Below are 24326 nucleotides of genomic sequence, written 5' to 3' on the forward strand. Positions count from 1 at the left end.
CGTCCTGGTCCTGAGCCGCGCGGGCGGGAGAGGGCTGCCCCCTGCGAGCGTCGCAGGAGCCGCACGGTTGCGCGTCGCGGCAGGCGCTGCGCGGTGTGGGCCCGCAATCAGGAGCAATCGCCTGAAAGGATGCTGCCGGCGGCGGAGCGGGCTACGCAGCGCAGCGATGCGAGCCCGCGTACGTCTCTAGCTTTTCGCACCACTTGTCTGAGTCTGAAGTCGGACCGCGAGCGGTCCGACTTCAGACGAGTTGTGGTGCGCGACGCCGCCGGCAGCGTCCTTTCAGGGAAGTCGGCGCGCGAAGCCGCCGACCGATGCTCCGCGGGCCCGCACCGCGCAGCGCCTGCCGCGACGGACCCCGCACTTCGAAGCGGGCGCTGCGTGTTCCAGCCTTCGCGAAGGCGCCGCAGATCAGCGCGCGAACGTACCGTCCTTGCGGATCATGGTCAGCTTGACGAACCGCGAACCGAGGTTGCTCTGCTTGCCGTAGCTGATGGCGAAGCCGCCCAGGTCCTCGTTGGTCAGGCCCTTGAGGGTCGCGATCAGCTTGGCGCGCGTGAGGGGGGCGGGCGTCTTCTGCAGCGCGTTGGCCACCAGCTTGGCGTTCAGGTAGCCCTCCAGGCTGTTGTAGCTGAACTTCTTGTCGTCCAGCCCGGAGATCGTCTTCTGGTACTCGCGCACCACCGGGTTGCCCAGTTCGGTGAACGGGTACGGGACGACCTGGCTGACGATCACGCCGGAAGCATCTTCGCCGAGGTCCGCGTGCAGGCCGGAGGCGACGCTCAGCACGAAGTACTGCGCCCGCAGTCCCTTGGCCGCCAGGCCGCGGATCAGGGCCGCCGCCGGCTTCGACTGGCCGATGTAGAGGACGGCCTGGGGCTGCGCGGCGCCCACGGTTTCGATGGCCTTGGCAACGTCCACCGTGCCGCGCGGCACCGGCGCCAGCGCCACGGCCTGGCTGCCGCGCTTCTGCAGCGATGCGTTGAGCGCCTCCAGGCCTTCCTTGCCGAAGGCGTCGTCCTGGTAGGCGGCGGCGATGCGCGTGATCCCGATCGTCCAGGCGTGGTTGACGGCGGCCTCGATCTCGTCCGAGGTGCTGGCGCGCAGGTGGAACAGACCCTCGATGTACGGGTCGCGCAGCGACTTGGCGCCGCTGGTGTTGCCGATCTGCGCGATGCCGGCCTCCTGCAGGATCGGCAGGATCTTCTGCACGTTGGCCGTGCCGCGATAGCCCACCAGGGCCAGCGCGCCCTGGTCGATCAGGGACCGGGTGTTGGCGGCGGTCTTGTCGGGGCTGAAGCCGTCGTCGATGCTCACCAGCTTGATCTTCTCGCCGCGGATGCCTCCCTTGCGATTGACATCGTCGAAGTAGGCATTCATGCCGCGCAGGTAGTCCTTGGTGAGCGCGGCGGAGGTACCGGACAGGTCGCCGGAGTGGCCAAGCAGGATGTCGGCGAAGGACCAGGCCGGGGCCATGGCGACGAGCACGGCAAGGGCACGGCCGGTGCGGGCCGCGTTGAAAACGGTCATACGGGAAACTCCCCTCTCTTCTTTGTGAATTCAGGTGGCGACACCGGCACGCTAGTGGACAGCTCTGCCATTGAGGCTCAGGGTTCACCCGAAGTGTCGGGCGCTCGCGACACTCCAGTGGCCGCCGGCGCGGCAAACCTCACGGCTGGATGAGTCCCCAGCGCAGCCCGATGAGCGTCAGCTCCGCCTGGTTGGCCACCCGCAGCTTCTGCTTGATGTTGTACAGGTGCGTGCCCACCGTGCTGCTCGCGAGCTTGAGTTGCTCCGCGATCTGCGGCACCGTGCTGCCCTGCGCGAGCTGGATGAAGACGGCGAATTCGCGTTCGGTGAGCACGTCGGAGGGGTTGGTCTCGCCTTCCACCTGCGCCAGCGCCATGCGCCGGGCCAGGGCGGCGTCGATGTAGCGTTCGCCGCGCGCCACCGCGCGCACCGCCTCGATCAGCGCATCGGGGGCACTGCGTTTGGAGAGGTAGCCCAGGGCGCCGCCCGTGAGCGCGCGATGGGCGTAGGGGATGGCATCGTGCGCGGACAGCGCCAGCACCCGTGCCTCGGGGCTGTGCGCCAGCAGGCGCCGCATCGCCTCCAGCCCGCCCATGCCGGGCATGGAGATGTCCATCACGAGCACGTCCGGCTGCACCTGCGGATAGTCGCGGCAGGCCTGCTCGCCGCTCTCGGCCTCGGCCACCACCTCCATCTGCGCCGTGGCGAGCAGCATGCGGAACCCCATGCGCACGACCGCGTGGTCGTCCACCAGCATCACGCGGATCATGCGGCCTGCGCCTCCGCCGGCGACAGCGGCAGCCGCGCCCGCAGTTCGGTACCGCCCCCCGCGCGCGAGGCCAGCCCCAGTTCGCCACCGAGCGCGTCCGCCCGCTCGCCCAGCCAGCGCAGGCCGAAGTGCCCCGGCCGGCTCCAGTCCGGCGGCGGGCCGATGCCGTCGTCGAGCACCCGCACGACCAGCGCTTCGCCCTCGGCCAGCACCTGCACCCGCACGCGCCGCGCCGACGCATGCTGCAAGGCGTTGGTCAGCCCTTCCTGCACGATGCGGTAGGCGGCCAGGCGGGCGGCCGGCGAGAGGGCCGCGGGCAGCTCGTGCACCTCCTGCTCGATGGTCACCGAGGGGTGCGCGGCGCGCGAGCGCTCCAGCAGGCCGGCGATGGCTTCCCCCAGCCCCAGCGTCTCGAGCTCCATCGGCGCGAGGCGCGGGATCTCTTCAACCACCCTGCGATCTGCTGCGGCGCCCAGTCCTCCTGCAGCTTCTCGGACACGGCCTTGCGAAGCGGTTCATTGCGGGCAAGCCGCCACGTCTTGGGCCGTGCCGCTCTGGTCCACGCCGACTGCTCGGCCGAAGCTGCCCGATACGCCTGTGGCCCCCCGTTGCGCTTGACCTCCCGGCTGATCGTGGAGGCGGGACGCCCCAAGTCACTCGAGATGCTGCGCAGCGACCGGCCCGCCACCAGACCGCGCGAGATCTCCTCGCGTTCGGCCAATGTCAGATGCCGCTGCGAACGCACCCTGGCAGGCGGCGAAATGCCGCCGCGCTGCTTGATGTGCCAGTGAATCGTTCCACTATCGCGGCCGATCGCCGCGCCAATCGCCCGGAGGGATTCCCCGTTCTTCCAGCGACGCCACATCTCGGCGTTCTGCTCGGGCTCCAGCCCTCGATCTTTTCTCGATGTCATTCCGGCCTTTCACAACATGAATCATGTTGCATTGACCGGTTGAGACCGCCCCCCGCCTTCGCGGGGGTGACGGCAGGGGGCTGCGCGGGAGCGGGACCGCGACGGCGGGGCCGGTCTTTCGAGGTCGTCGGCGCGCGAAGCCGCGGACCGAACAGCGGAAGCATTGCGCCCTCACCCGGCACCCTCACCCCAACCCTCTCCCGCAAGCGGGAGAGGGAGAGGGAGAGGGAGAAAAAAGCTAACGGCCGAACAAGGAGGCGATCGAGCCGCCGGCCTTCTCCAGCCGCTGGCGCGCCGCCTCCGCATCCAGGCCCAGCCGCGACATCACGATCGCGGTCTTCACGTGGCCGCCGGATGCTTCGAGCAGGCGGGTGGCTTCGTCGCGTGAGACGCCCAGCGTCTCGATCAGGATGCGCTCTCCGCGATCCTGCAACTTCTGGCAGGTGACCTGCAGGTCCACCATCAGGTTGCCGTAGACCTTGCCGGTCTTCACCATGGCGCCGGTGCTGATCATGTTCAGCACCATCTTGGTCGCCGTTCCGGCCTTCATGCGCGTCGACCCCGTGACCACCTCCGGCCCGACCAGCGGCGCGATCACCACGTCGTGCGTCTGCAGCAGTTCCTCGGTGGGATAGGTGCACAGGAGGAAACCGGTGCGCGCGCCCCGCTCGCGGGCGCGCTGGAGCGCACCATGCACGAAGGGCGTGGTGCCCGAAGCCGCGATGCCCAGCACGAAGTCGCGGCCGTCGATCGCGCGGTCGTCCATCGCCTGCGCGCCGTCCTCGGGGATGTCCTCGGCGCCTTCCTGCGCCCGCAGCAGCGCCTCGTAGCCGCCGGCCATCACGCCTTGCACGAGGTCGGGCTCGGTGCGGTAGGTGGGCGGCATCTCGGAGGCGTCGAGCACCCCCAGGCGGCCGGAGGTGCCGGCACCGACATAGACGAGGCGACCGCCCTTGCGGAAGCTCTCGACCACCAGGTCGAGGGCGCGGGCGATGCGCTCGCGCTCGTCGCTCACCGCCGCGGCCACCAGGCGGTCCTCCGCGTTGATCAGGTCGACGATCTCCAGCGACGACATCTGGTCGATGCGCAGGCTGCGCGGATTGCGCTGTTCGGTCAGGCGCGCGTCGAGTGGCGGCTTCGCGCTCGGGTTGGGCTTGCGCGCAACGTCCATGGCAGTAGGGGCGGGCTCCAGCTTCACGTCAGGCATGTGGATGTCCCATGGTAGAGGTGATGTGATCCTCGCGCCACCAAAGGGTCATCGCTGTAGGACCCCCGACCCAATCGGTGTCGGGCCTGGCGGGGCGACAGCACGCCGCGGCAACGGCAGTGCCATCGACGCAGGCGCATGCGCGCCGCCGGGTGGAACCGCTCAGCCTGCCGAGCGGCTTTTCTGCAGGGGCAGGATGCCCTTCAGGTCACGCGGAAGTTGAGGAACTGCCAGGGATCGTCGGCGTCCCTGGGTTCCGGGAACAGGCGCGTGCGGCCGGCCAGCGGCGTCCAGTCGCCCCACACGCCCACCACCTCGCCGAGGTACGGACGCGCCGCGTCCATCATCACCTCGTGGTCCATCTCGTCGGCCTCGACCACTCCGCGATCGGGATGGCGCAGCGCCCACGTGAGCGCGCCCAGGAGCCCGGCCACCACCTGCAGCGACGTGGCGTTGTTCCAGGGGGCCAGCGCGCGGGCCTGCGCGATGGTGAGGCGCGATCCGTACCAGTACACGCCGCGGCGGTTGCCCATGAGGAGCACGCCCAGTTCGTCCATGCCCTCGACGATCTCGTCGCGGATGATGCGCTGGCGTGGCTGCAGCTGCCAGTTGCGCCCGGCCAGTTCGTGCAGCGAGGCGACCGTGTCGTCGCAGGGGTGGTAGGCATAGTGCACGGTGGGCCGGTACACCACCGCACCGTTCTCGCGCAGCGTCAGGTAGTCGGGAATGGAAACCGACTCGCCGTGCGTGACGAGGAAGGCCTGCATCGCGCCCTGCAGGGGCGTCCAGCTGCGCACGCGCGTGGCGATGCCGGGCCGGTTCAGGAGGATCGCGGCGTCGCTGCCGTAACCGTGGCGCAGGGCGTCGGCGGGCCAGTGCCGCTCGTGGGTCCCCCAGCCCAGCTCCGAAGGCTGCAGGCCTTCGTCGACGAAGCCATCGACGGACCAGGTGTTGATGAATTCGCCGCGGCGCTTGCGCGGCTCGGCCACCTGCGTGTCGCGCTCGGCGATGTGGATCACCTTCACGTCCAGCCGGTGCGCCAGCGCGGCCCATTGCTCGCGCGAGGCTGGCGGTGCGAGGTCCAGCCGCAGCTCCGCCGCCATGTGCAGCAGGGCCTCCTTGACGAAACACGAGACCAGCCCCGGATTGGCGCCTTGCGTGATGCAGGCCGTCGGCGCGCGCGGATTCTCGCGCCGGAACGCGAGCATCTCTTCGCGCAAGGCATGGTTGGAGCGCTGCGTCGGCGGCAGCTCCGGATCGACGTAGCGGCCGGCCCAGGGCTCGCAGCAGGCGTCGAGATAGAGCACGCCGCGCGGCTGGCAAAAGCGCACCAGCGCCAGCGTGGCGACGTCCACCGAGACGTTCAGCAGCAGGTCGCCGGCGCCTAGCAGCGGCGCCAGCACCGCCTCGTGGTTGGCTTGCGTGAGCGGCTGCACGCGCAGCTCGACGCCCAGGGCGCGTGCGATGCCGGCGCCGTCGTGGCTGGCCGTGACGATGCGCACCTGCGACGGCGCTATCCCGAAGCTGTCGAACAGCAGCGGCAACACCGCCTGGCCGATGCTGCCGAACCCCAGCACCACCACCCGGCCCGTGAACGACCCCAGCCTGCGCGAAACACCCATGCCGCTCCCTGCCCTGCGCGTGTCGCGGGAGACTACCGCAAGCGTGCTTCGCGAGGGGTCCGCGAATCCGCTACTTCACGGCGGCCCAGAGCAGCGTGAGGCCCGAGCACAGCATCAGGCCGTCGACCAGCGTCCGGTAGGCGCCGGGCGTGAGCGCCAGCACGATGGCGCGGCCGAGGAAGGAGCCCGCCATCAGCGAGGAGCCGACGATCACGCCATCGAGCGCGACCGACGCGGGCAGCGCGCCCAGCACCTGGAAGGCCGCGACCTTGGAGCCGTACATGCCGATCGACGCGGCCGCCTCGGTGCCGAGCAGGCCGCCGCGCTCCAGGCCGTAGAAGGTGAAGAGCGGCACGGTCAGGGGGCCGGTGGAGACGACCAGGCCCGTGAGCAGTCCGAGCGGCGCCCCGAGCCAGGCGAGGTGCCACTTCGACAGCCGGATCGCCCGGTGCGCGAGCCAGCGCCGCAGCGGGATCAGCGACAGGAAGAACACGCCCAGCGCGAGTTCGGCCACGCCGGGCGGGATGGAAAGCAGCAGGCTGGCACCGAGCACCGCACCGGGCACGGCGGTGGCGCAATACGCCAGGCACGCGGGCCAGTCGATGTCGCGCCACCAGGCGATCACGCGGCCGGCGTTGCCCATGATGGCGGCGATGGCCATGATGGGCACGGCCTGCCGGGGCCCGAACAGAATCACCAGCACCGGCATCAGCACGATCGAGGAGCCGGTGCCGATCACGCCGCCCAGCGTGCCGGCGCCCAGGCCGACGACGAGGACGAACAGGTATTCCACCGGCGCGCATTCTGGAGCCCGGCCGCACGCGCGGCAAGGCACCCGCGGTGCCGCGCCCCACTTGACGCTTCTCAACAACAGGCGCGGCTCCGGTCTGCATGATCTCGGCCATGAAATTTTCCGTACTGGCCGGCCTGCTCGCCCTGGCGCTGGGCGCCGCATCGTGGGCCGAGCCCGTCGCCGCGCCCGCGGACCTCGCGAACGGCGCCGCCGTCCTGCCGCCCTGGGCGCAGGACAAGCTGGCGGCCGCCAGGGCCGACGCCAAGGCCCACGACCAGGCCTACAAGCAGGGCGCGAAGCTCGCCACCTTCTGCGCCAACTGCCACGGCGCCTCGGGCCAGAGCGTGCGGCCCGACGTGCCCAACCTGGCGGGCCAGAACACCGTCTACGTCCTGAACCAGCTGAACAAGTTCCACGACGGCCGCCGCAAGGGCGCGTTCTTCATGGAAGGGGTGGTGAAGGCGATGAGCAACGACGAACGCTTCGCGGTGGCCGTCTACTACACCAGCCAGCCCATCCCGAAGCCGCAGGGCGTGAGCGACCCCGCGCAGGCCGCACAGGGCAAGGCCCTGTACGAGAACATCTGCAGGAAGTGCCATGGCGACAACGGCGCCGGCAGCGAGAAGAGTTCGCGCCTCGCGGGCCAGCAGTCGGCCTACCTGGACACGAGCATCCGCCGTTATCGCGACAACGACTTGCGCACCGACGAGAAGATGTTCAAGTCGACGAAGGGGCTGACGGACGCCGACATCAAGGCCCTGGTGGCCTACATCGCCACCCTGCGCTGAGGGCCCGCGCCCGGCCGGGAGTTCAGCCGCCGGCGGCCATGAAGCGCGCGTAGTCGGCCGCCGTGACCGACCACGCCTGCGCGAAGCCGCCGACCACGCGCAGCGAACGCGGCGCGATCACGAACAGCGAGAAGTCGGCGAATCCGAACATCTCCTGGCTGTTGGGAAAGCGCGAGAGATAGGCCTCGCGCGCCGCTGCGTAGACGGGTGCGTCGGGCGCGCAGGGCCGGGCGTCGCCCTGCACCGTCACGCGGGGCAGCGCCTGCGGCGGCACTTCGCTCGTGCGTTCGTCCATCACCAGCAGGCTCACGCGCGGATCGGTTTCCATGTCCTTCGTGTGCGTGGCCAGCCGGCTCACGTGGATCACGAAGCCGTGGCCGCCCGGCGCCAGCGCGTAAGGGACCATGGAGACGAAGGGCTCGCCCTTGTGCAGCGTGCCGAGCGCGGCGACGTCCTGCCGCTCCAGCAGGTGCCGCATGGCCTGGGCCTGGACGGCATTCACTGCGCCACCTGTCGAATCGGCACGGATGCATTCCTTTCGCGGGTCGCGCGACCCGGCGCCGCAGATTACACGACGACTATCCCGTGCGGATGATCTTCCTCAATACGAGTGCCGAGGTTCGCATTGATGAGCGGCAAGCCCTCCAGTAGACTGGGGGTCGTGACGACCGTGCCCGGTGGCGCCCTGCCGCGATTCCTGATGCGGGCCCTGCGCCCGGCGGGGGACGGGCGTCCCTTCCAGCTCACCCGCTATTTCACCGCCACCAGCCTGGTGGCCTTCGCGGTGCTGGCCGTCGTCCTGTACCTGCTGGAGGCCGGCGAGCAGCGCCTGTTCGCCGCCGCCCAGCGCGAGCACGGCGGCTTCCTCGCCACCGTGCAGGCCCAATTGCTGCAGGAGCAGAAGGAAGCCGGCCGCGCCAACCTGGTGGCGGTCCACGAGGCCGGCCACGTGACGCTGGCGCACGTGTTCGCCAACGCCTTGTGGCAATCGCACTTCGCGCCGCTGGTGGCGCGCGCGCAAGCCGTGCCGGTGGAACGCTGCCGCGCCCCCGCCCTGGAGGCGCAGGGCGGCACGCAGGCGCTGGCCGGCTGCGTGGCCGGGCTGCGGCGGCTGGTCGCGGGGCTGCCCGGCTTCACCGAGATCGACGCACCGGTTCGTAGCCTGATGCGGCGCACGAGTGTCTTCAAGATCAAGGTCTACGACCTGCGCGGGCTCACCGTCTACTCCTCGGAGCTGGCGCAGGTGGGCGAGGACAAGTCGGAGAACCGCGGCTGGCGCGCCGCCGCCGCGGGGCACCCGGCCACCGAGCTGGTCCACCGCAACCGCTTCAGTGCCTTCGAGGGCGAAGTGGAGGACCGCGACCTGATCCAGAGCTACGTCCCGGTGGAGATGCCGGGCGGCGGCATCGCCGGCGTGTTCGAGATCTACTCCGACGTGACGCCCCTGCTGCACCAGCTCGAAGCCGGCACCGCGCGGCTGGTGGACGTGACGGCGCGCAACCAGGAACGCGTGCAGCAGGCCGCGCAACGCAATGAAGCCACCATGCAGCAGGCCTCCACGCGGCTGCTGATCGTGAGCGCGCTCGTGCTGGCGGCGGTCTACCTGGCCCTGCTCTACCTGATGCGCAACGCGCAGCGCATCATCGACACGGAGGCCCGCTCGCGCGAACAGCTGGCCCAGCGCGAGCAGGAATGGCATCGCGACAAGATGGCGACCATGGCCGCGATGGCGGCGAACATCTCGCATGAAGTCGGCAACCCGCTGGCCATCATCTCCGGCCTGGCGGAGGAGATAGCGCACTGGCGGGCGCCCACCGACGTGCAGCCGGAGGTCCCGAACATGATCGTGCAGCAGACGACGCGCATCGCGTCGATGACGCGGCGCATCAGCGATTTCGCCACCGCCGGCAGCGACACGCCCGAGGTGCTGGACATCAACCAGCTGCTGCGCTCGGTCTGCCAGTTCCTGCGCTTCGACCGCCGCTTCGGCGGCACGCCCATCGAGCTGCGGGCCGGCACCGGGCTGCTGGCCTGCGAGGCCATTCCCGATCACCTGACGGAAGTCTTCATGGGGCTGCTGCACGCGCTGGAGGAAAACTGCGCGCGCTGCGGCGGCACGGCAGGCACCCGCATCGTCGTGACGACGGCGGCGCTCGAGGGGCAGATCCGCATCCAGCTCGCCTGCGAATGCGGCCCCAACGCGGTTGCCTGCCGCGTGCTGCCGGAGAGCGCGCGCCTGGCCTCCGCGCGCCGGCGCATCGAGCCCCTCGGAGGCCAGCTCGATCTCGCGCCGAGCGGTATCGAGATCCGCTTGCCGGCCTGGTCGCCGACCAAGGGCTGAAGCGGCTGTTCGCCGCCGGCTCAGGCGAGCCCGCACCACTCCGCGACGCGGTGCGCCACGTCCATCCACAGCGCCCAGGCGGCGGTGGCGGCCAGCAGCCCGCCCGCGATGCGGGTGCCGGAGTCCTTGCGCAGGTGGTTGCCCATGTCCTGCAGCTTGCGCAGGGCGGCGGGGGCAAGGCCCAGCGAGATGCCGCTGCCGACAGCGAACAGCGCCATGCTCAGCGCGCCTTGCAGCGGTCCGCCCGAGAGTGAAGCCACGAGCAGCGCCGAATAGAGCAGCCCGCAGGGCATGAAGGTCCACAGCGCGCCCGTCACGAGCAGGCCGCCGCGGCGCTGGGCCAGCGGGCGCACCTTGCGCCACACGCCGCGGCCGGCGCTTTCCACCCACTGCGGCTGGCGGGCCTGCGCGAGCAGCATGAGGCCCCAGGCCAGCACGGCGAGATGGAACAGCGTCCACGCGGGGCGCAGGGCTGCCGTGTGGGAGGACAGCCAGGCAAAGCTCTGGACGGCCAGGCCGGCGGCAGCGCCGGCGATGCTGTAGCCCAGGAGGCGGCCGCCCTGGAAGGTCCACATGCCGCGCGCCGGATTTGCGCCGACGCCGCGGACCACGCCGCCGCAGGCAGCGCCGCACATCGCGAGGCAATGCGGACCGCCGACCAGCCCCATCAGCAAGGCGGTCCCGGCGAGACCCCAATTCATCAGATGATCCGCGAGAACCTGGAGCGGTTGCGGTCGGCCTGCAGGTACTTGTCGAACTGCATCGCCACGCCGCGCACGAAGAACCAGCCCTGCGCCGTGACCTGGATGCCCTCCTCGTCGACGACGACCATGCCCTGTTCCTCGAGCTGGCGCATCTGCTCCATCTCGGCGGCGAAGTAGCTCTTGAAGTCCAGCAGCCAGGCCAGCTCGATCGACTCGAACACCACCTGCCCCTGGCACATCAGCGCCATGATCACGGCCCGCCGGGCCAGGTCGTCGCGGGACAGCGCCAGGCCGCGCACCACGGGCAGCTTGCCCTGGTCCAGCATGTCGCAGTACTCGTCCATCGTCTTGGCGTTCTGGCTGTAGGTGGCCCCCACCTTGCCGATCGCCGAGACGCCCAGGCCGATCAGGTCGCAGTCGGCCTGCGTGCTGTAGCCCTGGAAGTTGCGGTGCAGGCGGCCCTGGCGCTTGGCCACGGCGAGCGCGTCGTTCGGCAGCGCGAAGTGGTCCATGCCGATGTAGACGTAGCCGGCGCTGATGAAGGCGGCCAGCGCCTGCGACAGCATCGAGATCTTGTTGCCGGCGCCCGGCAGTTCGGCCGTGATGATGCGGCGCTGCGGCTTGAAGCGCTCCGGCAGGTGCGCATACGCATACAAAGCGATGCGGTCGGGACGCAGCGTGGAAACCTGCTGCAGCGTGCGCGTGAAGGACTCCGGCGTCTGCTTGGGCAGGCCGTAGATCAGGTCCACGTTGACCGAATCGAAGCCGATGCGGCGGGCGTCGTCCATCAGCGCGGCGACCTGCTCGTAGGGCTGCACGCGGTGCACGGCCTTCTGCACGTCGGGGTCGAAGTCCTGCACGCCGAAGCTGATGCGGTTGAAGCCCAGGTCGTGCAGCAGCTGCAGGCGCTCGGCGGTGACGGTGCGCGGATCGATCTCGATCGAGCATTCCGCGCCCGGCGCGATCGCGAAGTTGCGCCGCAGCAGGTCCATCAGCTGGCGCAGCTCGTCGTCGGACAGGAAGGTCGGCGTGCCGCCGCCCAGGTGCAGCTGGCTCACCGGCTGGCCGGTGCCGAGCACCTCGGTGTGCAGTTCCACTTCGCGGCTGAGGTAGCGCAGATAGGGCCCCGACCGCTCGTGGTGCTTGGTGATGATCTTGTTGCAGGCGCAGTAGTAGCACAGCGATTCGCAGAACGGGATGTGCACGTACAGCGAAAGCGGTGCGGCCATGGCGGCGGGACCCTCGCGGCGCTGGGCCAGGGCCTGCACGTAGTCGCTCGGTCCGAAGGCCTCGACGAAGCGGTCCGCCGTCGGGTAGGAGGTGTAGCGCGGGCCGGGTACGTCGTACTTGCGCAGCAGATCGGGTGAGATGGTCGTGGTCATGGTGCGTCTTTTCTGGCGATTATCGTGCGGCCCGCCACCCCGGGGCCAGTTGATCTGAGTCAACCGGGGGGAAAACCCGGCCCCGACAATTTACGTTACCGCAAGCCCCCGAAGCGCCTGGAAAGTGTCCATCCTCATGTCCCCTGTTGCCAAAGAAGACGCGCCGTCGAAGTTGAGCCCCGCCTCCATCAAGGTGGCGTGCTCCAACTGCAACCTGCGCGAACTGTGCATGCCGATCGGCCTGAGCGACGAGGACCTGGCACGCCTCGACGAGGTGATCAGTTCGCGGCGCAAGGTGCGGCGCAAGACGGCGCTGTTCCGCAACGGCGAGAAGTTCCACGCGCTGTACGCGATCCGCACCGGCGTGTTCAAGACCTGCGTGACGGCGGAGGACGGGCGCGACCAGGTGACGGGCTTCCAGATGGCCGGCGAGATCGTCGGCCTCGACGGCATCGTGAACGACCACCACACCTGCGATGCCGTGGCGCTGGAAGATGCCGAAGTCTGCGTGCTGCCCTTCGACCGCATCGGCGAACTCTCGCGCGAAGTCGGCGCGCTGCAGCACCACCTGCACCGCGTGATGAGCCGCGAGATCGTGCGCGAGCACGGCGTGATGCTGCTGCTCGGAACCATGCGCGCGGAGGAACGCCTCGCCGCCTTCCTGCTGAACCTGGTGCAGCGCCTGCAGGCGCGCGGCTTCTCGCGCTCCGAACTCGTGCTGCGCATGACGCGGCAGGAGATCGGCAGCTACCTGGGATTGAAGCTCGAAACCGTGAGCCGCACCTTCTCGCGTTTCGCCGAGGAACACATGATCGAGGTCCACCAGCGCCACGTGCGCATCGTCGACGTGGACCGCCTGCGCGGCCTGCTCGCGCAGCCGGGCACGGGTTTCTAGCCGAGCCTGCGTACGGGATGTCCTCTGCTGTAGGAAACAGCGGACCCGCGTTGCCGCGCTGATCTCCTTTGCGCACCGCCGCCCCGGCCCAAGATAGGAGTCATCCATGACTCACAGGAGCCCAGGCATGAACAAGCAGCAGATCAAGGGGGTGACGAACCAGGTCACCGGCACCATCAAGAAGGAAGTGGGGCGCGCCACCGGCGACCACAGCACGATGGCGAAGGGCCAGGCCCGCGAGATCAAGGGCCGCGTGCAGGAAGGCGTGGGCAACGCCCGCGAAGACCTGCGCGAGGACCGCGAGATCCGGCGCGAACGCAGCACGCGCCGCGGCCTCTGACGCTATCGCGTCCTCTCCGAACGCAAAAGGCCGGGACCCTGGGTCCCGGCCTTTTTTCGTGGACGTCGAACGCTATTGCGCAGGCGTGCCCGCGCTCCCGGTGGCTTCGCCCACCGGCGCCGTGCTGACCGGGGCGTCCGAGGACGCATCGGTGCTGGACGAAGCGGGCAGCGACGAACTGCCACCGGCCGCATTGCCGCTGACGGAGGTATTGCTCGCCGCGCTGCTGCTGGTGGAGGAAGCGCCGGTCGACGAACTGCCCGTCGACGAACTGCCGGTCGACGAACTGCTGGTCGACGAACTGCTGGTCGAGGCGTCGCCATCGTAGATGGGCGCAAGGCCGCCGGGGCGACTGCCGGCGCTCGCTGCCGTGCCGTCGTTGCGGTTCGCGCGCGGAGTGATCGCCGTCGTGTCGGGGCGGCTGCCGCTCGAAGTCGTGGCCGTCGTATCGCTGCGGCTGCCGCTGGCCGTCGTCGCCGTCGCATCGGTGCGGCTGCCGATCGCGGTCGTCGCCGTCGTGTCGCCGCGGCGGCTGCCCGACTGGGACCGGCCGAAGGCGCCATCGGATGCGCTGCCCGCGGCGCCCATGGCGCTGGTGCCGACGCCACTGTCCGCCAGTCCGGGCGTGGAGCTTGAGCCGGGCAGGCCGCCGCGAGCCGTCGCCTGCGACGGCCCACGCACCACGTCGGCCGGCAGGCTGGGATCGGGCGCATTGCGCGGCGTGGCGCCCGGCGTGCGGTACACCTGGGTGCCGGCGATGCTGTCGACCGGGCGGGCAGGCGCGGGCTGCTCCAGCGGGCGCGGGAAGGCGGGCACGCGCTGCGGCTGGTTGTCCACGAGCACCGGTGCATCCGGGCTCACCGCAGGGGCCGGGGCCGGCAGCGGATCCGGCGGCGGCACGGCCGTCACCGATTGCGGCGGCGGCTCGAGCACCGGCGGGTCCAGCTTCACTTCGGGCAGCGCGGCCACTTCCGGCGCGTTCTCGGGCGAGGAGGGAATGTTGAAGACGCTGTTCCACCAGTCGCCCATGCGGTCCACCAGCGGCTTCTCCTGGTCCTTCATGCGCGGGGCGGCGAAGGCGGCCTTGGCGTCGACCAGGTTGGCGCGTGTGGACTGCTGCATGAAGTCGCCCACCATCAGCAGCGCGTTGTGGCCGCCCTGCCCCCAGTAGGAACTGCGCATGGTCACGCGGTTGTCGTTGAAGCCCACCCAGGCACCGGCCACGAGCTGCGGATGCATCAGGATGAACCAGCCGTCCGTGTTGTCCTGCGTGGTGCCGGTCTTGCCGGCCAGGTCGCCGGTGAGGCCGAAGCGGGCGCGCAGGCCCGCGGCGGTGCCGTAGTCGATCACGCCGCGCATCACGTCCAGCAGCGTCAGCGCCGCCTGGTTGTTCAACGCCGGCTCCGCTGCCTTGGGCGCGAAGCTTTCAAGCACGTTGTGGTCGCGGTCCTCCACCGCCGTCACGATCTGCGGCTCGATGTAGTTGCCGCCGTTGGCGATCGTGCCGAAGGACGTGACCATCTCCTTGAGCGTCACCGGGCTGGTGCCCAGCGCCAGCGAAGGCACTTCGTCCAGCTTGCTCTGGCGCACGCCCATCGCCCGGGCCAGGCTCGCCACCCGCGAGGCCCCCACCTGCTGCATCAGTTGCGCGGTGATCGTGTTCATCGACCGGGCGAGGCCGTCGCGCAGCGTCACCGGCTGGCCGGAGGGCGGGCCGTCGACGTCGGTCGGGCGCCAGACCTTGTTCCGGTCGATCTGGATCTCCACCGCCTGGTCCATCAGCGTCTCGTTCGGCTGGTGGCCCATCTCGAAGGCCGCACCGTAGACGAAGGGCTTGAAGGTGGATCCGGGCTGGCGCCGGGCCTGCGAGACGTGGTCGAACTTGTCCTGCTCGAAGTCGCGGCTGCCCACCCAGGCCTTGACGGCGCCGGTCTGCGGCTCCAGCGCCATGAAGCCGGCCTGCAGCCGGGTCTTGTCGCGGCGCAGCGCGCGCATGAATTCCGCGTTCGCCTGCAGGTCCTTGAGCGCCTGCTCCTCGCTCTGCCCCTGCTCGCGCGCCGCCTTGTATTCCTCGGAGTCCTTGATCCAGGCCTTCACCAGGTTGGGGTTGCTGTTCCAGAAGTACTCGAAGGGCGCGTACTTGCCGTGCGCGGCCACGTAGTTGTTCGGGTCGGTGCCCAGGGCGACCAGGCCGCTGCGGCTCCACTCGACGTCCGCCACCGCCTGCAGGGCCTGCGCCTGGCGCTCCACCGCCTTGGTCGCCATCTCCTGCAGCCGCGAATCGATGGTCGTCTTCACCACCAGGCCGTCGGCGTAGATGTTGTAGTCATGCTGGTCGGCCCACTCGGTCAGCCAGCGGCGCAGGTAGCGCGCCAAGTGGGGCGCCGCGTTCTCGGTGTCGGGCACGCGCTCGAAATCGAGCTTCATCGGCTGGCCCTTGAGCTGTTCGTAGCGCGCCTCCTCCAGCTTGCCTTCCTTGACCATCATGGCCAGCACCGTGTTGCGGCGCTGCACCGCGCGCTCGGGGTTCATCACGGGGTTGTAGTAGGCCGTGCCCTTGAGCATGCCGATCAGCGTCGCCGCTTCCAGCTCGTTGAGGTTCTTGGCGGACTTGTCGAAGTAGGTCCGCGCGGCCATCTCGATGCCCCAGGCGTTGTACAGGAAGGAGACCGAGTTCAGGTAGGTCTCAAGGATCTCGTCCTTGCTGTAAACCGCCTCGATCTTCAGGGCCGTGATCGCTTCCTTGAGCTTGCGCGTGACGGTCTGCTCGCGCCCGATCTGCTCGGGGTACAGGTTGCGCGCGAGCTGCTGCGTGATGGTGGAGCCGCCTTCGACGTCGCCGGTGAGGGTGTTCATCACCGCCTTGGCGGTGCGCGCAACGTCGATGCCATGGTGGTCGTAGAAGCGCTTGTCCTCGGTGGCGAGCAGCGCCTGCGTGACCTTGGGCGAGATGTCCGCCAGCTTCACCCAGTCGCGGTTGGCGCGCTTGAACACCGCCAGTTCCGTGCCGTCGGCCGACAGCACCACCGACGGCGATTCCTGCTTGGCCTTCCTGATGTCGCCGATGCTGGGCGTGAACGGGATCAGCGCCGCGGTGTACAGCATCACGGCCAGCGGCACGGCGAGCGCCGTGCGCCAGGGATGCCGCCGGATCGCCTGCGCGATGCGCCGCGGGCCCGATGTCGCGCGGTTCGTGTCTCCCTCGTTCGCTCTCTTCATGTCCGTGTTCCTCGTAAGGTGCAGGAATTAGGGCGGGCGAGCGGTGGCCCGACTGTAGGACGGTTGCGCATGGCAAAGGTGGCTTTGCCGCGTATCCATGACCCGCGCGGATGACGCGACGCAAGCGGCTGTCGCCGCCGGCGTACGGCCGTGCCCGGAGCCGTCCGACGGCGCTTCGCGCCCGGTGTCACTGCCGGCGGCAGGCGGCGCGGCGCAAGATGCGCGGCCTATGCAGCACGACGCCCAGCCCACCTCGTTCATCGCCCGCCTGTTCGGCGGCGCCCCCGCTCCCCGGCGCGTGACACGCTGGTCGGCGGCGCAGGTGCGCCAGGGCACCACCCGCGAATTCCCGTGCGGCGGCCGCATGACGGTGCACTGCCGCGACGGCGAAGCGTGGATCACGCACGATGGCGACCCGCGCGACGTGGTGCTGCAGGCGCCGCAGAGCTACACCGCGGACCGCAGCGGCCGCATGACGCTGCATGCCCTCAAGGGCAACTGCGTGGTGGAGTTCGAGGAAGAGGTTGAGCGTTGAGCGTTGGGCGGTGAGCGTGAACTGCCCCCACGCTCGACGCCCAACGCCCGACGCTCAACTCAGGGGATCCGTCAGCCCGTGCTTGAGCGCGTAGCGCACCAGCTCGGTCTGGTTGCTCAGTCCCAGCTTCTGCATCAGGTTCGCCTTGTGGGTGCTGACCGTCTTGACGGACAGGTTCAGCTTGTGGGCGATATCGGACACCGCCTCACCTCCCACCAGCAGCCGGAACACCTCGAACTCGCGGTCCGACAGGCTCTCGTGCGGCAGCGTGTCCCCGCCCGGCATGGCACCCAGGGCGAGCTGCTCCGCGACTTCCGCGCTGATGTAGGCGCCGCCGCCGGCGATCTTGCGGATCGCCTGCTGCAGCTGCGCCGGCGCGCTCTCCTTGGTGAGGTAGCCGCTGGCCCCCGACTTGATGGCCCGCACGGCGTACTGCGTCTCCTGGTGCATGCTCAGCACGAGGATGCGCAGCTTCGGCTTCTCGGACTTGACCAGCTTGATCAGCTCCATGCCGCTGCGCCCGGGCATCGACAGGTCCAGCACCAGGATGTCGAACTCGAGCTCGCGCACCGCCTTCATCACCTCGGTGCCGTCGGCGGCCTCGCCGGCGACCTTCAGGTCCTCGGCGTCGCCCACGATGCGCTTGAGCCCTTCGCGAACGATCGCATGGTCATCCGCGATCACGATCCTGATCATGCGTCGACCTTGACGGTGGGGATCTTCGCCTCGACCCGGGTGCCGGCGCCGGGGCTGCTGTCGACCCGCAGCTCGCCGCGCATCAGCTGTGCGCGTTCGCGCAGGCCCACCAGCCCCAGCGATTGCGGCTTGCGCGGATCGGAGGGCCGGAAGCCGATGCCGTCGTCCTGCACCCGCAGCAGCAGGTAGTCGCCGTGGGTGCGGATCTCCACTTCCACCTGCCGGGCCTCGGCGTGCTTGGCCGCGTTCTGCAGCGCCTCCTGCACGATGCGGAAGACGCCGGTGGCGAACGGCTCCTCGAGTTCGAGTTCCTCGTCGACGATCAGCTCGCACGGAACGCTGGTGCGCTGGGTGAAGTTCTGCACCACCCATTCCAGCGCCGGCACGAGCCCGAGGTCGTCGAGCACCAGCGGGCGCAGGTCGGCGGCGATGCGGCGCGTGGAGGCGACGCAGGTATCCAGCATCGAGAGCATCGTGGCGATCTTGCCCTGCGCCTCCGGGTCGCCGGGGACATGGTCCCGCAGCCAGATCGCGTCCATCTTGGCCGCCGTGAGCGACTGCGCGAGTTCGTCGTGCAGCTCGCGGGCGATGCGGGACTTCTCCTGCTCGCGCACGCCGGCCGATTCGGCGGCGAAGGCGGCCAGTTCGTCGCGGGCGCGCACCCGCTCGGTGATGTCGCGCAGGATCACCGTATAGAGCTTGCCTTCCGGGGTGTTCAGCTGCGAGATCGAGGCCTCGATGGGGAACTCGTCGCCGTTCTTGCGGCGGCCATACAGCACGGTGTTGTCGCCCATGCGGCGGGAGGTCGTGCCGGTGGCGCCGAAGCGGCGCACCTGCTGCGAGTGCAGCCGGTGGTAGCGGGAGGGGATCAGCATTTCCAGCGACTGCCCGAGCGCTTCTTCCGCCGACCAGCCGAAGATCTTTTCGGCGGCCTTGTTGTAAAGCACCACCCGCTGCGTGTCGTCGCAGCTGATGATGCCGTCCATGGCGGATTCGAGCAACCCGGAGAGGCGCTGGGCGGCATTGGCATCGGAAAGGAGCGAAAGGGTCACTGAAGATCACCTGTCATGACATCCAAATTACAGCACAACCCGGCCATTTGACCTCGGCGGGCGCGGAACGCGCCGAGGGTCCCTGCGCTTGACGCCGGCGCGAAATGCGCTAGGACCTGCGGCCGTCGTTGGCATGCCAACGATGTGACGAGGGCCCGCGCGTGCGGCAGTGGTCCTACATGCCAGCCCGCACGGCCCTGACATCGCGCGCGGAACCCGCGTTCCAGACTGGGCTCCAACCCGGACTTTGTTCCCCCTACAGTGTTGGCCATCGAAGACCCCCTCACCCAAACCTCCGGTGCCACGCCCGCCGTCGCCGTCGACAGCTCGCCGCAGCGCCTGCGCAGCCTGGCGCGCGCGGCGCAGCACGACATACTGCGGCGCCTGACGCCGCCGCTGCGCCACGACATGGTGGTGCACCTGCAGTCGCTGGGCATGATGGCCGAGGCGCTGAGCGCGCGCATGGACCGCGGCGCCGTCGCCCCGGAAGACCTCCAGTCGTCCGTCTCCAAGCTCAACCGCCTGTCGCGCCAGGCGGTGGCGCGCTGCCTGGAGGTGTGCACGTGGATGGAACCGGGCGAGGACGACAACATCGGCCTGCGCGAAGGGGTGTCCGAAGTCGTGCGCCTGCTGTCCACCAGCCTGAACTTCCGCGGCTTCGACCTGCGCCCGGAGATGGCCGAAGGCGAATTCGAGGTGTCCCGCAGCGCCGTGCGCTTCCTGCTTGCGGCCGCCATCCTGACGCTGGCGGACGCCGCCCCCGGGCCCGGCGAGATCGCGGTGCGCACCGAGGCCTCATCGCCGCACGGCGTGATCGCGGTGGAATACCAGCCGCAGCCCGAAGGCACCTTCACGCAGCTGCACGAATCGGGCGAGGCACCGCTGTCGTGGCCGGAAGTGCAGGCGCTCGCCACGCAGCACCGGGTGGAACTCGTGCGCCACCGGCAGACGATCGTGCTGCGCCTGCCGCGCGCGGTGGTCACGACGCCGCTGAAGATGGTTCCGGTGTGATCCCGGCTTCGCCCTCGACGCGGGCGATGAAGGCCTCCAGCTCCTCGATCGGCAGCGGCTTGCAGAACAGGTAGCCCTGGTAGCGGTGGCAGCCCTGGCGCGCCAGGAACTGGCGCTGCTCCTCGGTTTCCACCCCCTCCGCGATCACGTCCAGGCCGAGGTTGCGGCACAGGCCGATGATCGTGCCGGCGATCGCCGCGTCGTTGCCGTCGGTGAGGATGTCCTTCACGAAGCCGCGGTCGATCTTGAGTTCGTCGATCGGCAGCCGCTTCAGATAGGACAGCGAGGAATACCCGATCCCGAAGTCGTCGACCGACAGCCGCACCCCCATTTCCTTGAGGTTGCGCATCTTGGCAATCACCGACTCCAGGTTGTCCGCCAGCAGGCTTTCGGTGAGTTCCAGCTTGAGCTTGCCGGGTGGAACGCCGGCGCGCCGCACGCAGCTCATGACCTCGTCGATGAAATCCGGATGGCGGAACTGCCGCACGCTCACGTTGACCGCGATGCTCAGGTGCGCGCGATCGGGCCGGCGGGCCCACAGCGCGAGCTGGGCACAGGCGGCTTCCAGCACCCAGTGCCCGATCGGGATGATCAGCGAGGTTTCCTCGGCGGTCGGGATGAAGTGCTCCGGCTGCACCGGCCCGCGGCCGGGATGCTCCCAGCGCAGCAGGGCCTCGACGCCGGTCATGCGGCCGTCCATGCCCACCTGCGGCTGGTACTCGATGTTCAGGTGGTTGTCGCGCCAGGCGGAGCGCAGGTCCGCCGCCAGCGCCGCATTCTCGCTCGCCACCGCCTGCATCTCGGGGTCGAAGAAGCGCACCGCGTTGCGGCCCGCGGCCTTGGCCTGGTACATCGCCAGGTCGGCCTGCTTGAGCAGTTCGCTCACGCTGGAGGGCGCCTTGCCGAACAGCGTCACGCCGATGCTGCAGGTACTGTGGTGCAGGTAGCCGGGCAGCACGTAGGGCTCGCCCAGCGCCTGCAGGATGCGCTGGCTCACCACCTGGGCGGCGGTGAGCGGATCGAGCGGCTTTTCCGGCGTGTTCTCCAGCAGCACCACGAATTCGTCGCCGCCCAGGCGCGCCACCAGGTCGCCCTTGGCCACGCAATGGCGCAGCCGGCGCGCCACCTGCTGCAGCAGCAGGTCTCCCTTCTGGTGGCCCAGGGTGTCGTTGAGCACCTTGAAGTTGTCCAGGTCGATGAACATCAGCGCGCCGTCGCGACCCTGGACGTTGCGACCCACCGCCTCGTTCAGCCGGTCGAGCAGCATCTGGCGGTTCGGCAGCTGCGTGAGCGGGTCGTAGAAGGCCAGGTACTGGATCTTCTCCTCGTCGCGCTTGCGCTCCGTGATGTCGCGGCCGACGGCGACCCAGTGCGTCAGGCGGCGCGTGTCGTCCCACACCGGCGACACGTCGAGGTCGACCCAGTACGGCTCGCCCCCCTTGGTGTAGTTGACCAGGTCGACCCGCACCCGCTCCCACTGCTCGAGGGCGGCGCGGATGCGATCGAGCTGGGCGCGCTCGGTGTTCGGCCCCTGCAGCAGGCGGGGCGACTGGCCGATCACCTCCTCGCGGGTGTAGCCGGTGCGCCGCTCGAAGGCCTCGTTGACGAACACGATGCGCGGGCCCGGGGCGCGGAACGGCGCGGCCTCGGTGATGATGACGATGTCGTTCAGGCGCGCGATGCTGCCTTCCAGCAGCATAAGGTGCTGCTGCGCCTGCCGCCGCGCCGAGACGTCGCGCAGGTGCAGCGCCAACCCGGCGCCGAAGGGAAAGCCGCGCAGCTCCAGCCAGTGGCTCACCTGCGCATCCATTTCCTCCAGTTCCAGCCCCTCGCCCTGTTCCAGCGCGTGCAGGAAGCGTTCCTCCAGCCGCAGGCGGGCGCGCTTCTGGAAGAAGCTCCAGATCTTGCGCCCCACCAGCGGCTCGCCGCCGGGCGTGAGCAGCTGCTCGGCCTGCACGTTGGCGTAGCTGATGCGGCCCTGGCGGTCGATCGTGGCGAAGGCTTCGGTCCCGCCCAGCGCGCCCCCCATGCCGACGGTGTGGCGCATCAGCGTGCCGGGCTGGTAGCCGGCGGGCGCGATCTCCTGCACCACGCCTTCGGTGCCGATGATCTCCCCCTGCGCATCGCGCAGCGGCTGGCCCACGCAGCGCACCCAGGTGTGGCTGCCCTGCATGGAATTCAGTTGCACCTCGACGTCGAAGGGAGTGCCCTGCTCGCGGCAGGCCCGGATGCGCGCCTCCAGCTCCGGGCGGTGTTCCTCGGCGTAATGGCTCATCGCGTCTGCGAAAGTCGGCGTGTAGCCGGGCGGCGCGCCGTGCAGGCGCGCGAGCTGCTCCGACCAGTACAGCCGGCCCTGGCGGGCATCGAAGCGCCAGAAGCCCAGGAACACGCAGCGTTCCACCAGTTCCAACAGATGCCCTGCGTTGTGCGCGATGACCGATTGCATTGAATTCCCTGTTGCGCATCTTACGGGCGCCCCGCGCAGCACGGGGCCGGGCGTAGGCACTCTCCTACATGCGCACGCGAGGCCCATCCGGACAAGCGATGTGGCTGAGCGCTTAGAGTGCCTTACGCCTTGACACCAACCCTTACCAACTTGCCCGCTGTGGAACTCGCAGTCTTCCTCGTCGAGGACAACCCGGAAATCCAGGAGAACCTCGTTGGCGCGTTGGAAGAACTCACCTGCGTCAAGGTGGTCGGCCGCAGCACGACCGAGGAAGGCGCGCTCGGCTGGCTCGCGCAGCACACCGGGTGGGACATGTTGATCGTCGACTTGTTCCTCAAGGGCGGCAGCGGCATGCGGCTGGTGCAGCGCGTCCAGCGCGCGCGCTCCGGCCAGAAGGTCATCATCTTCAGCAACTACGTGAACGCGAGCGTGCGCAAGCGCTGCGCCCAGCTGGGCGTGGACGCCGTGTTCGACAAGTCCACCGAAATCGACGCACTGGTGGACTACTGCTCCCACCTGTGCGGCGTCATGGGCACGCAGCCTGCACCCCTGCAGCCCACCGGAGATCCTCCATGAGCCATCCCCTGGAATTCCCCGGCTTTGCGCTCGTCGCGCCGGAAGCTGCCCCGGCGCAGCACGTGCAGGCCAGTCCCCCGGCAGCGGCGCCGGCCGCCCCGCTCGCGCCGGCCGGCGGCCGCCGCTGGTCCGACGCTCCGGGCGGCTTCGCGCCGGCCGACCCGAATGCGCCCTGGTCCATGCAGCAGCAGTGGCCCAACCTGGTGGCGGCGCTGTCCGAGCAGGCGGTGGAGAGTAGCAACCTGCTGCTGCGCGCGCTCAATTACCTGGTCGGCGCCGGGCGCCTGCGCCGCAGCGAGGCGCGGGTGCTGAGCGACGCGATGCACCAGCTGCGCGGCACCAGCCTGCGGGCGCAGCAGATCACCCGCCTGGCCGGCGGGCGGATCCGGCAGTCGCGCGAGCGCGTCGACCTGGCCGAGCTCGTGGCCCACGTGCTGCAGGAGCGCAGCACCGAGATCGAGGCGGCAGGCGCCTGCGTGAGCTCCGAGCTGCAGCCGGTGGACGTGCTGCTCGACCCGCCGGTGGCGATCGGCCTGGTGAACGCGGTCCTGGACTGGGGCCTGGGCTTCAGCAAGCAGCTGCACTTCATGCTCGGTGCTTCCGCCTTCCGCGGCCCGGCGCAACTCAGGGTGCGGGTGGACACGCCCGCTGCGGCGCAGAACCCGCACCCCGGTGGCGTCGGCTGGACGGTGCGGCCGCGCGGACGCCGCGTCAATGATGGCCTGCACTGGATGCTGCTGCGCCAGATCGCCGCCTCTTCCAACCTGGAGGTGTTGCGCACGCGCGAGGATGGCGCGGCGCTGCTCACCGTCGATTTCCCGGACACCTTCCTGAGCACCGAGGGCATCGCCTGCCTGGAGCTCACCGATGCGAACGGCGAATCCGCCGCGTCGCTGCACGAGAGCTGGGTGCTGGTGCTGGCGCAGGACGAGCGCCTGCGCGGCGAGGCGGTCGACGCCCTGCGCAAGATGGGCATCGCCGCGCGCGCCGCGGGCGACACCTTGCAGGCGCGTGCCGTTCTTGCCGACGCGCGGCCGAGCGTGCTGGTCGCCGCGTGGGATGTGCCGCACGACGACGTGTCGGCCTTCCGGCGCGACGTGCTGGGCGGGGACCATCGCTGCCCGCTGGTGGAGATCACGCGCGAGGTGCCGTCGTTCCACCTGAGCGGCTTCGACCGCTTCGAAACGCCCAAGGTCGGCCGCGACCAGCTCACCGCGGAATTGCCGCCGACGGTGTTGTTCGAGTTGGTGAAGAGCGTTTGAGGTGATGGCAGGTTGAGGCGAAGACGGGTTTAGGCGGGGTCCGGTTGAGGCGAAGCCGCGCGTTGAGGCGAAGCCGCACGGTGAGGCGAAGCCGCGTTGAGGCAAGGCCGTCATCCCCGCGTAGGCGCACTGGTGTCCGGAAACCGTTCGGCTCACCCGAATAGCCCCGGCTGAAGGGCATCGAAGTCGGCTTGGCGGTGTCGACATCGTCGCCACCGGCAGCTTTCTTCCTGGTCGCGCAGGAA

22 protein-coding genes are annotated in these 24326 nt (G+C 69.7%); 8 read left to right on the forward strand and 14 right to left on the reverse strand.

All coding sequences use genetic code 11. The features are described 5' to 3' along the window. Positions 1-411 precede the first annotated feature (411 nt). The 7 genes from JI746_RS25755 to JI746_RS25785 all read right to left on the reverse strand — a co-directional run bounded on the left by JI746_RS25755 (position 412) and on the right by JI746_RS25785 (position 6834). Positions 412-1530, reverse strand: coding sequence for an ABC transporter substrate-binding protein (locus tag JI746_RS25755; RefSeq protein ID WP_201693182.1), 1119 nt, complete (start codon positions 1528-1530; stop codon positions 412-414). 139 nt (positions 1531-1669) lie between these two features. Then, positions 1670-2299 (reverse strand): response regulator, encoded by a 630-nt coding sequence (locus JI746_RS25760; RefSeq protein WP_201693183.1) that lies wholly within the window; start codon positions 2297-2299, stop codon positions 1670-1672. After that, complete coding sequence (locus tag JI746_RS25765; RefSeq protein WP_201693206.1) at positions 2296-2751, reverse strand: sensor histidine kinase; 456 nt, start codon at positions 2749-2751, stop codon at positions 2296-2298. Before JI746_RS25765 ends, JI746_RS25760 begins: the two co-directional genes overlap by 4 nt. Beyond that, positions 2643-3212: a helix-turn-helix domain-containing protein gene (locus JI746_RS28395; RefSeq protein WP_201693184.1), complete on the reverse strand. Its 570-nt coding sequence runs from the start codon at positions 3210-3212 to the stop codon at positions 2643-2645. Before JI746_RS28395 ends, JI746_RS25765 begins: the two co-directional genes overlap by 109 nt. A gap of 238 nt (positions 3213-3450) precedes the next feature. Further along, a complete protein-coding gene (gene murQ / locus JI746_RS25775; RefSeq protein WP_201693185.1) occupies positions 3451-4419 on the reverse strand; it encodes an N-acetylmuramic acid 6-phosphate etherase in 969 nt (322 codons plus the stop codon). A gap of 203 nt (positions 4420-4622) precedes the next feature. Then, on the reverse strand, positions 4623-6041 hold the full coding sequence (locus JI746_RS25780) for a homospermidine synthase (protein ID WP_201693186.1): 1419 nt from the start codon (positions 6039-6041) through the stop codon (positions 4623-4625). 70 nt (positions 6042-6111) lie between these two features. Continuing rightward, positions 6112-6834 carry a sulfite exporter TauE/SafE family protein gene (locus JI746_RS25785; RefSeq protein WP_330893081.1) on the reverse strand — a complete coding sequence of 241 codons (723 nt, stop codon included), beginning with the start codon at positions 6832-6834 and terminating at the stop codon, positions 6112-6114. Between the two features lie 110 nt (positions 6835-6944). Between JI746_RS25785 and JI746_RS25790 the strand changes: the two genes are divergently transcribed. After that, positions 6945-7622, forward strand: a complete 678-nt coding sequence (locus tag JI746_RS25790; protein ID WP_201693188.1) for a c-type cytochrome — start codon at positions 6945-6947, stop codon at positions 7620-7622. Between the two features lie 22 nt (positions 7623-7644). Here the strand turns inward: JI746_RS25790 and JI746_RS25795 are convergent, their stop codons facing one another. Further along, the gene (locus JI746_RS25795) at positions 7645-8124 is read right to left on the reverse strand and encodes a HugZ family pyridoxamine 5'-phosphate oxidase (RefSeq protein WP_201693189.1); all 480 of its coding nucleotides are present in this window, start codon (positions 8122-8124) and stop codon (positions 7645-7647) included. Positions 8125-8283: 159 nt separating this feature from the next. On the opposite strand from JI746_RS25795, the gene JI746_RS28300 reads away from it, so the two are divergent. Next, entirely contained in the window at positions 8284-9963 is a 1680-nt protein-coding gene (locus tag JI746_RS28300; protein ID WP_201693190.1) for a HAMP domain-containing histidine kinase, read from the forward strand. A 20-nt stretch (positions 9964-9983) separates the two neighbouring features. Here JI746_RS28300 and JI746_RS25805 read toward each other — a convergent pair whose 3' ends face one another. Beyond that, the gene (locus JI746_RS25805; RefSeq protein WP_201693191.1) at positions 9984-10664 is read right to left on the reverse strand and encodes a sulfite exporter TauE/SafE family protein; all 681 of its coding nucleotides are present in this window, start codon (positions 10662-10664) and stop codon (positions 9984-9986) included. Beyond that, positions 10664-12049 (reverse strand): oxygen-independent coproporphyrinogen III oxidase, encoded by a 1386-nt coding sequence (hemN, locus tag JI746_RS25810; protein ID WP_201693192.1) that lies wholly within the window; start codon positions 12047-12049, stop codon positions 10664-10666. Before hemN ends, JI746_RS25805 begins: the two co-directional genes overlap by 1 nt. Before the next feature lie 172 nt (positions 12050-12221). On the opposite strand from hemN, the gene fnr reads away from it, so the two are divergent. Both fnr and JI746_RS25820 read left to right on the forward strand, forming a co-directional pair. After that, positions 12222-12944, forward strand: coding sequence for a fumarate/nitrate reduction transcriptional regulator Fnr (gene fnr / locus JI746_RS25815; RefSeq protein WP_201693193.1), 723 nt, complete (start codon positions 12222-12224; stop codon positions 12942-12944). A 127-nt stretch (positions 12945-13071) separates the two neighbouring features. Continuing rightward, positions 13072-13284 carry a CsbD family protein gene (locus tag JI746_RS25820; protein ID WP_201693194.1) on the forward strand — a complete coding sequence of 71 codons (213 nt, stop codon included), beginning with the start codon at positions 13072-13074 and terminating at the stop codon, positions 13282-13284. Between the two features lie 72 nt (positions 13285-13356). Here the strand turns inward: JI746_RS25820 and JI746_RS28400 are convergent, their stop codons facing one another. Continuing rightward, on the reverse strand, positions 13357-16503 hold the full coding sequence (locus tag JI746_RS28400; protein ID WP_201693195.1) for a transglycosylase domain-containing protein: 3147 nt from the start codon (positions 16501-16503) through the stop codon (positions 13357-13359). A 229-nt stretch (positions 16504-16732) separates the two neighbouring features. On the opposite strand from JI746_RS28400, the gene JI746_RS25830 reads away from it, so the two are divergent. Continuing rightward, positions 16733-17038 carry a DUF2917 domain-containing protein gene (locus JI746_RS25830; RefSeq protein WP_201693196.1) on the forward strand — a complete coding sequence of 102 codons (306 nt, stop codon included), beginning with the start codon at positions 16733-16735 and terminating at the stop codon, positions 17036-17038. Between the two features lie 54 nt (positions 17039-17092). On the opposite strand, the gene JI746_RS25835 is transcribed toward JI746_RS25830, so the two are convergent. Further along, positions 17093-17734 carry a response regulator gene (locus JI746_RS25835; protein ID WP_201693197.1) on the reverse strand — a complete coding sequence of 214 codons (642 nt, stop codon included), beginning with the start codon at positions 17732-17734 and terminating at the stop codon, positions 17093-17095. Continuing rightward, on the reverse strand, positions 17731-18786 hold the full coding sequence (locus tag JI746_RS28305) for a PAS domain-containing sensor histidine kinase (protein WP_330893082.1): 1056 nt from the start codon (positions 18784-18786) through the stop codon (positions 17731-17733). The genes JI746_RS25835 and JI746_RS28305 overlap by 4 nt, the downstream gene beginning before the upstream one ends. 264 nt (positions 18787-19050) lie before the next feature. Here JI746_RS28305 and JI746_RS25845 point away from each other — a divergent pair, with 264 nt between their 5' ends. Next, a complete protein-coding gene (locus tag JI746_RS25845; RefSeq protein WP_201693198.1) occupies positions 19051-19797 on the forward strand; it encodes a hypothetical protein in 747 nt (248 codons plus the stop codon). Here JI746_RS25845 and JI746_RS25850 read toward each other — a convergent pair. Next, the gene (locus JI746_RS25850) at positions 19766-22243 is read right to left on the reverse strand and encodes a sensor domain-containing protein (RefSeq protein ID WP_201693199.1); all 2478 of its coding nucleotides are present in this window, start codon (positions 22241-22243) and stop codon (positions 19766-19768) included. The two genes, JI746_RS25845 and JI746_RS25850, sit on opposite strands and share 32 nt — an antisense overlap. Before the next feature lie 159 nt (positions 22244-22402). On the opposite strand from JI746_RS25850, the gene JI746_RS25855 reads away from it, so the two are divergent. Both JI746_RS25855 and JI746_RS25860 read left to right on the forward strand, forming a co-directional pair. Next, on the forward strand, positions 22403-22819 hold the full coding sequence (locus JI746_RS25855; RefSeq protein ID WP_201693200.1) for a response regulator: 417 nt from the start codon (positions 22403-22405) through the stop codon (positions 22817-22819). Further along, entirely contained in the window at positions 22816-24081 is a 1266-nt protein-coding gene (locus JI746_RS25860) for a hypothetical protein (RefSeq protein ID WP_201693201.1), read from the forward strand. Before JI746_RS25855 ends, JI746_RS25860 begins: the two co-directional genes overlap by 4 nt. The last annotated feature ends 245 nt before the right edge of the window (positions 24082-24326 follow it).

This window comes from Ramlibacter alkalitolerans (assembly GCF_016722765.1).
In the GTDB taxonomy this organism is placed as follows: Bacteria; Pseudomonadota; Gammaproteobacteria; order Burkholderiales; family Burkholderiaceae_C; genus Ramlibacter; species Ramlibacter alkalitolerans.

Excerpts from the sequence above, each read along its gene's own strand:
- JI746_RS25755 (WP_201693182.1), bottom strand. The coding sequence starts at position 1,530 with ATGACCGTTTTCAACGCGGCCCGCACCGGCCGTGCCCTTGCCGTGCTC.
- JI746_RS25760 (WP_201693183.1), bottom strand. The coding sequence starts at position 2,299 with ATGATCCGCGTGATGCTGGTGGACGACCACGCGGTCGTGCGCATGGGG.
- JI746_RS28395 (WP_201693184.1), bottom strand. The coding sequence starts at position 3,212 with ATGACATCGAGAAAAGATCGAGGGCTGGAGCCCGAGCAGAACGCCGAG.
- murQ (WP_201693185.1), bottom strand. The coding sequence starts at position 4,419 with ATGCCTGACGTGAAGCTGGAGCCCGCCCCTACTGCCATGGACGTTGCG.
- JI746_RS25780 (WP_201693186.1), bottom strand. The coding sequence starts at position 6,041 with ATGGGTGTTTCGCGCAGGCTGGGGTCGTTCACGGGCCGGGTGGTGGTG.
- JI746_RS25790 (WP_201693188.1), top strand. The coding sequence starts at position 6,945 with ATGAAATTTTCCGTACTGGCCGGCCTGCTCGCCCTGGCGCTGGGCGCC.
- JI746_RS25805 (WP_201693191.1), bottom strand. The coding sequence starts at position 10,664 with ATGAATTGGGGTCTCGCCGGGACCGCCTTGCTGATGGGGCTGGTCGGC.
- hemN (WP_201693192.1), bottom strand. The coding sequence starts at position 12,049 with ATGACCACGACCATCTCACCCGATCTGCTGCGCAAGTACGACGTACCC.
- JI746_RS25820 (WP_201693194.1), top strand. The coding sequence starts at position 13,072 with ATGAACAAGCAGCAGATCAAGGGGGTGACGAACCAGGTCACCGGCACC.
- JI746_RS28400 (WP_201693195.1), bottom strand. The coding sequence starts at position 16,503 with ATGAAGAGAGCGAACGAGGGAGACACGAACCGCGCGACATCGGGCCCG.
- JI746_RS25830 (WP_201693196.1), top strand. The coding sequence starts at position 16,733 with ATGCAGCACGACGCCCAGCCCACCTCGTTCATCGCCCGCCTGTTCGGC.
- JI746_RS25835 (WP_201693197.1), bottom strand. The coding sequence starts at position 17,734 with ATGATCAGGATCGTGATCGCGGATGACCATGCGATCGTTCGCGAAGGG.
- JI746_RS25850 (WP_201693199.1), bottom strand. The coding sequence starts at position 22,243 with ATGCAATCGGTCATCGCGCACAACGCAGGGCATCTGTTGGAACTGGTG.
- JI746_RS25860 (WP_201693201.1), top strand. The coding sequence starts at position 22,816 with ATGAGCCATCCCCTGGAATTCCCCGGCTTTGCGCTCGTCGCGCCGGAA.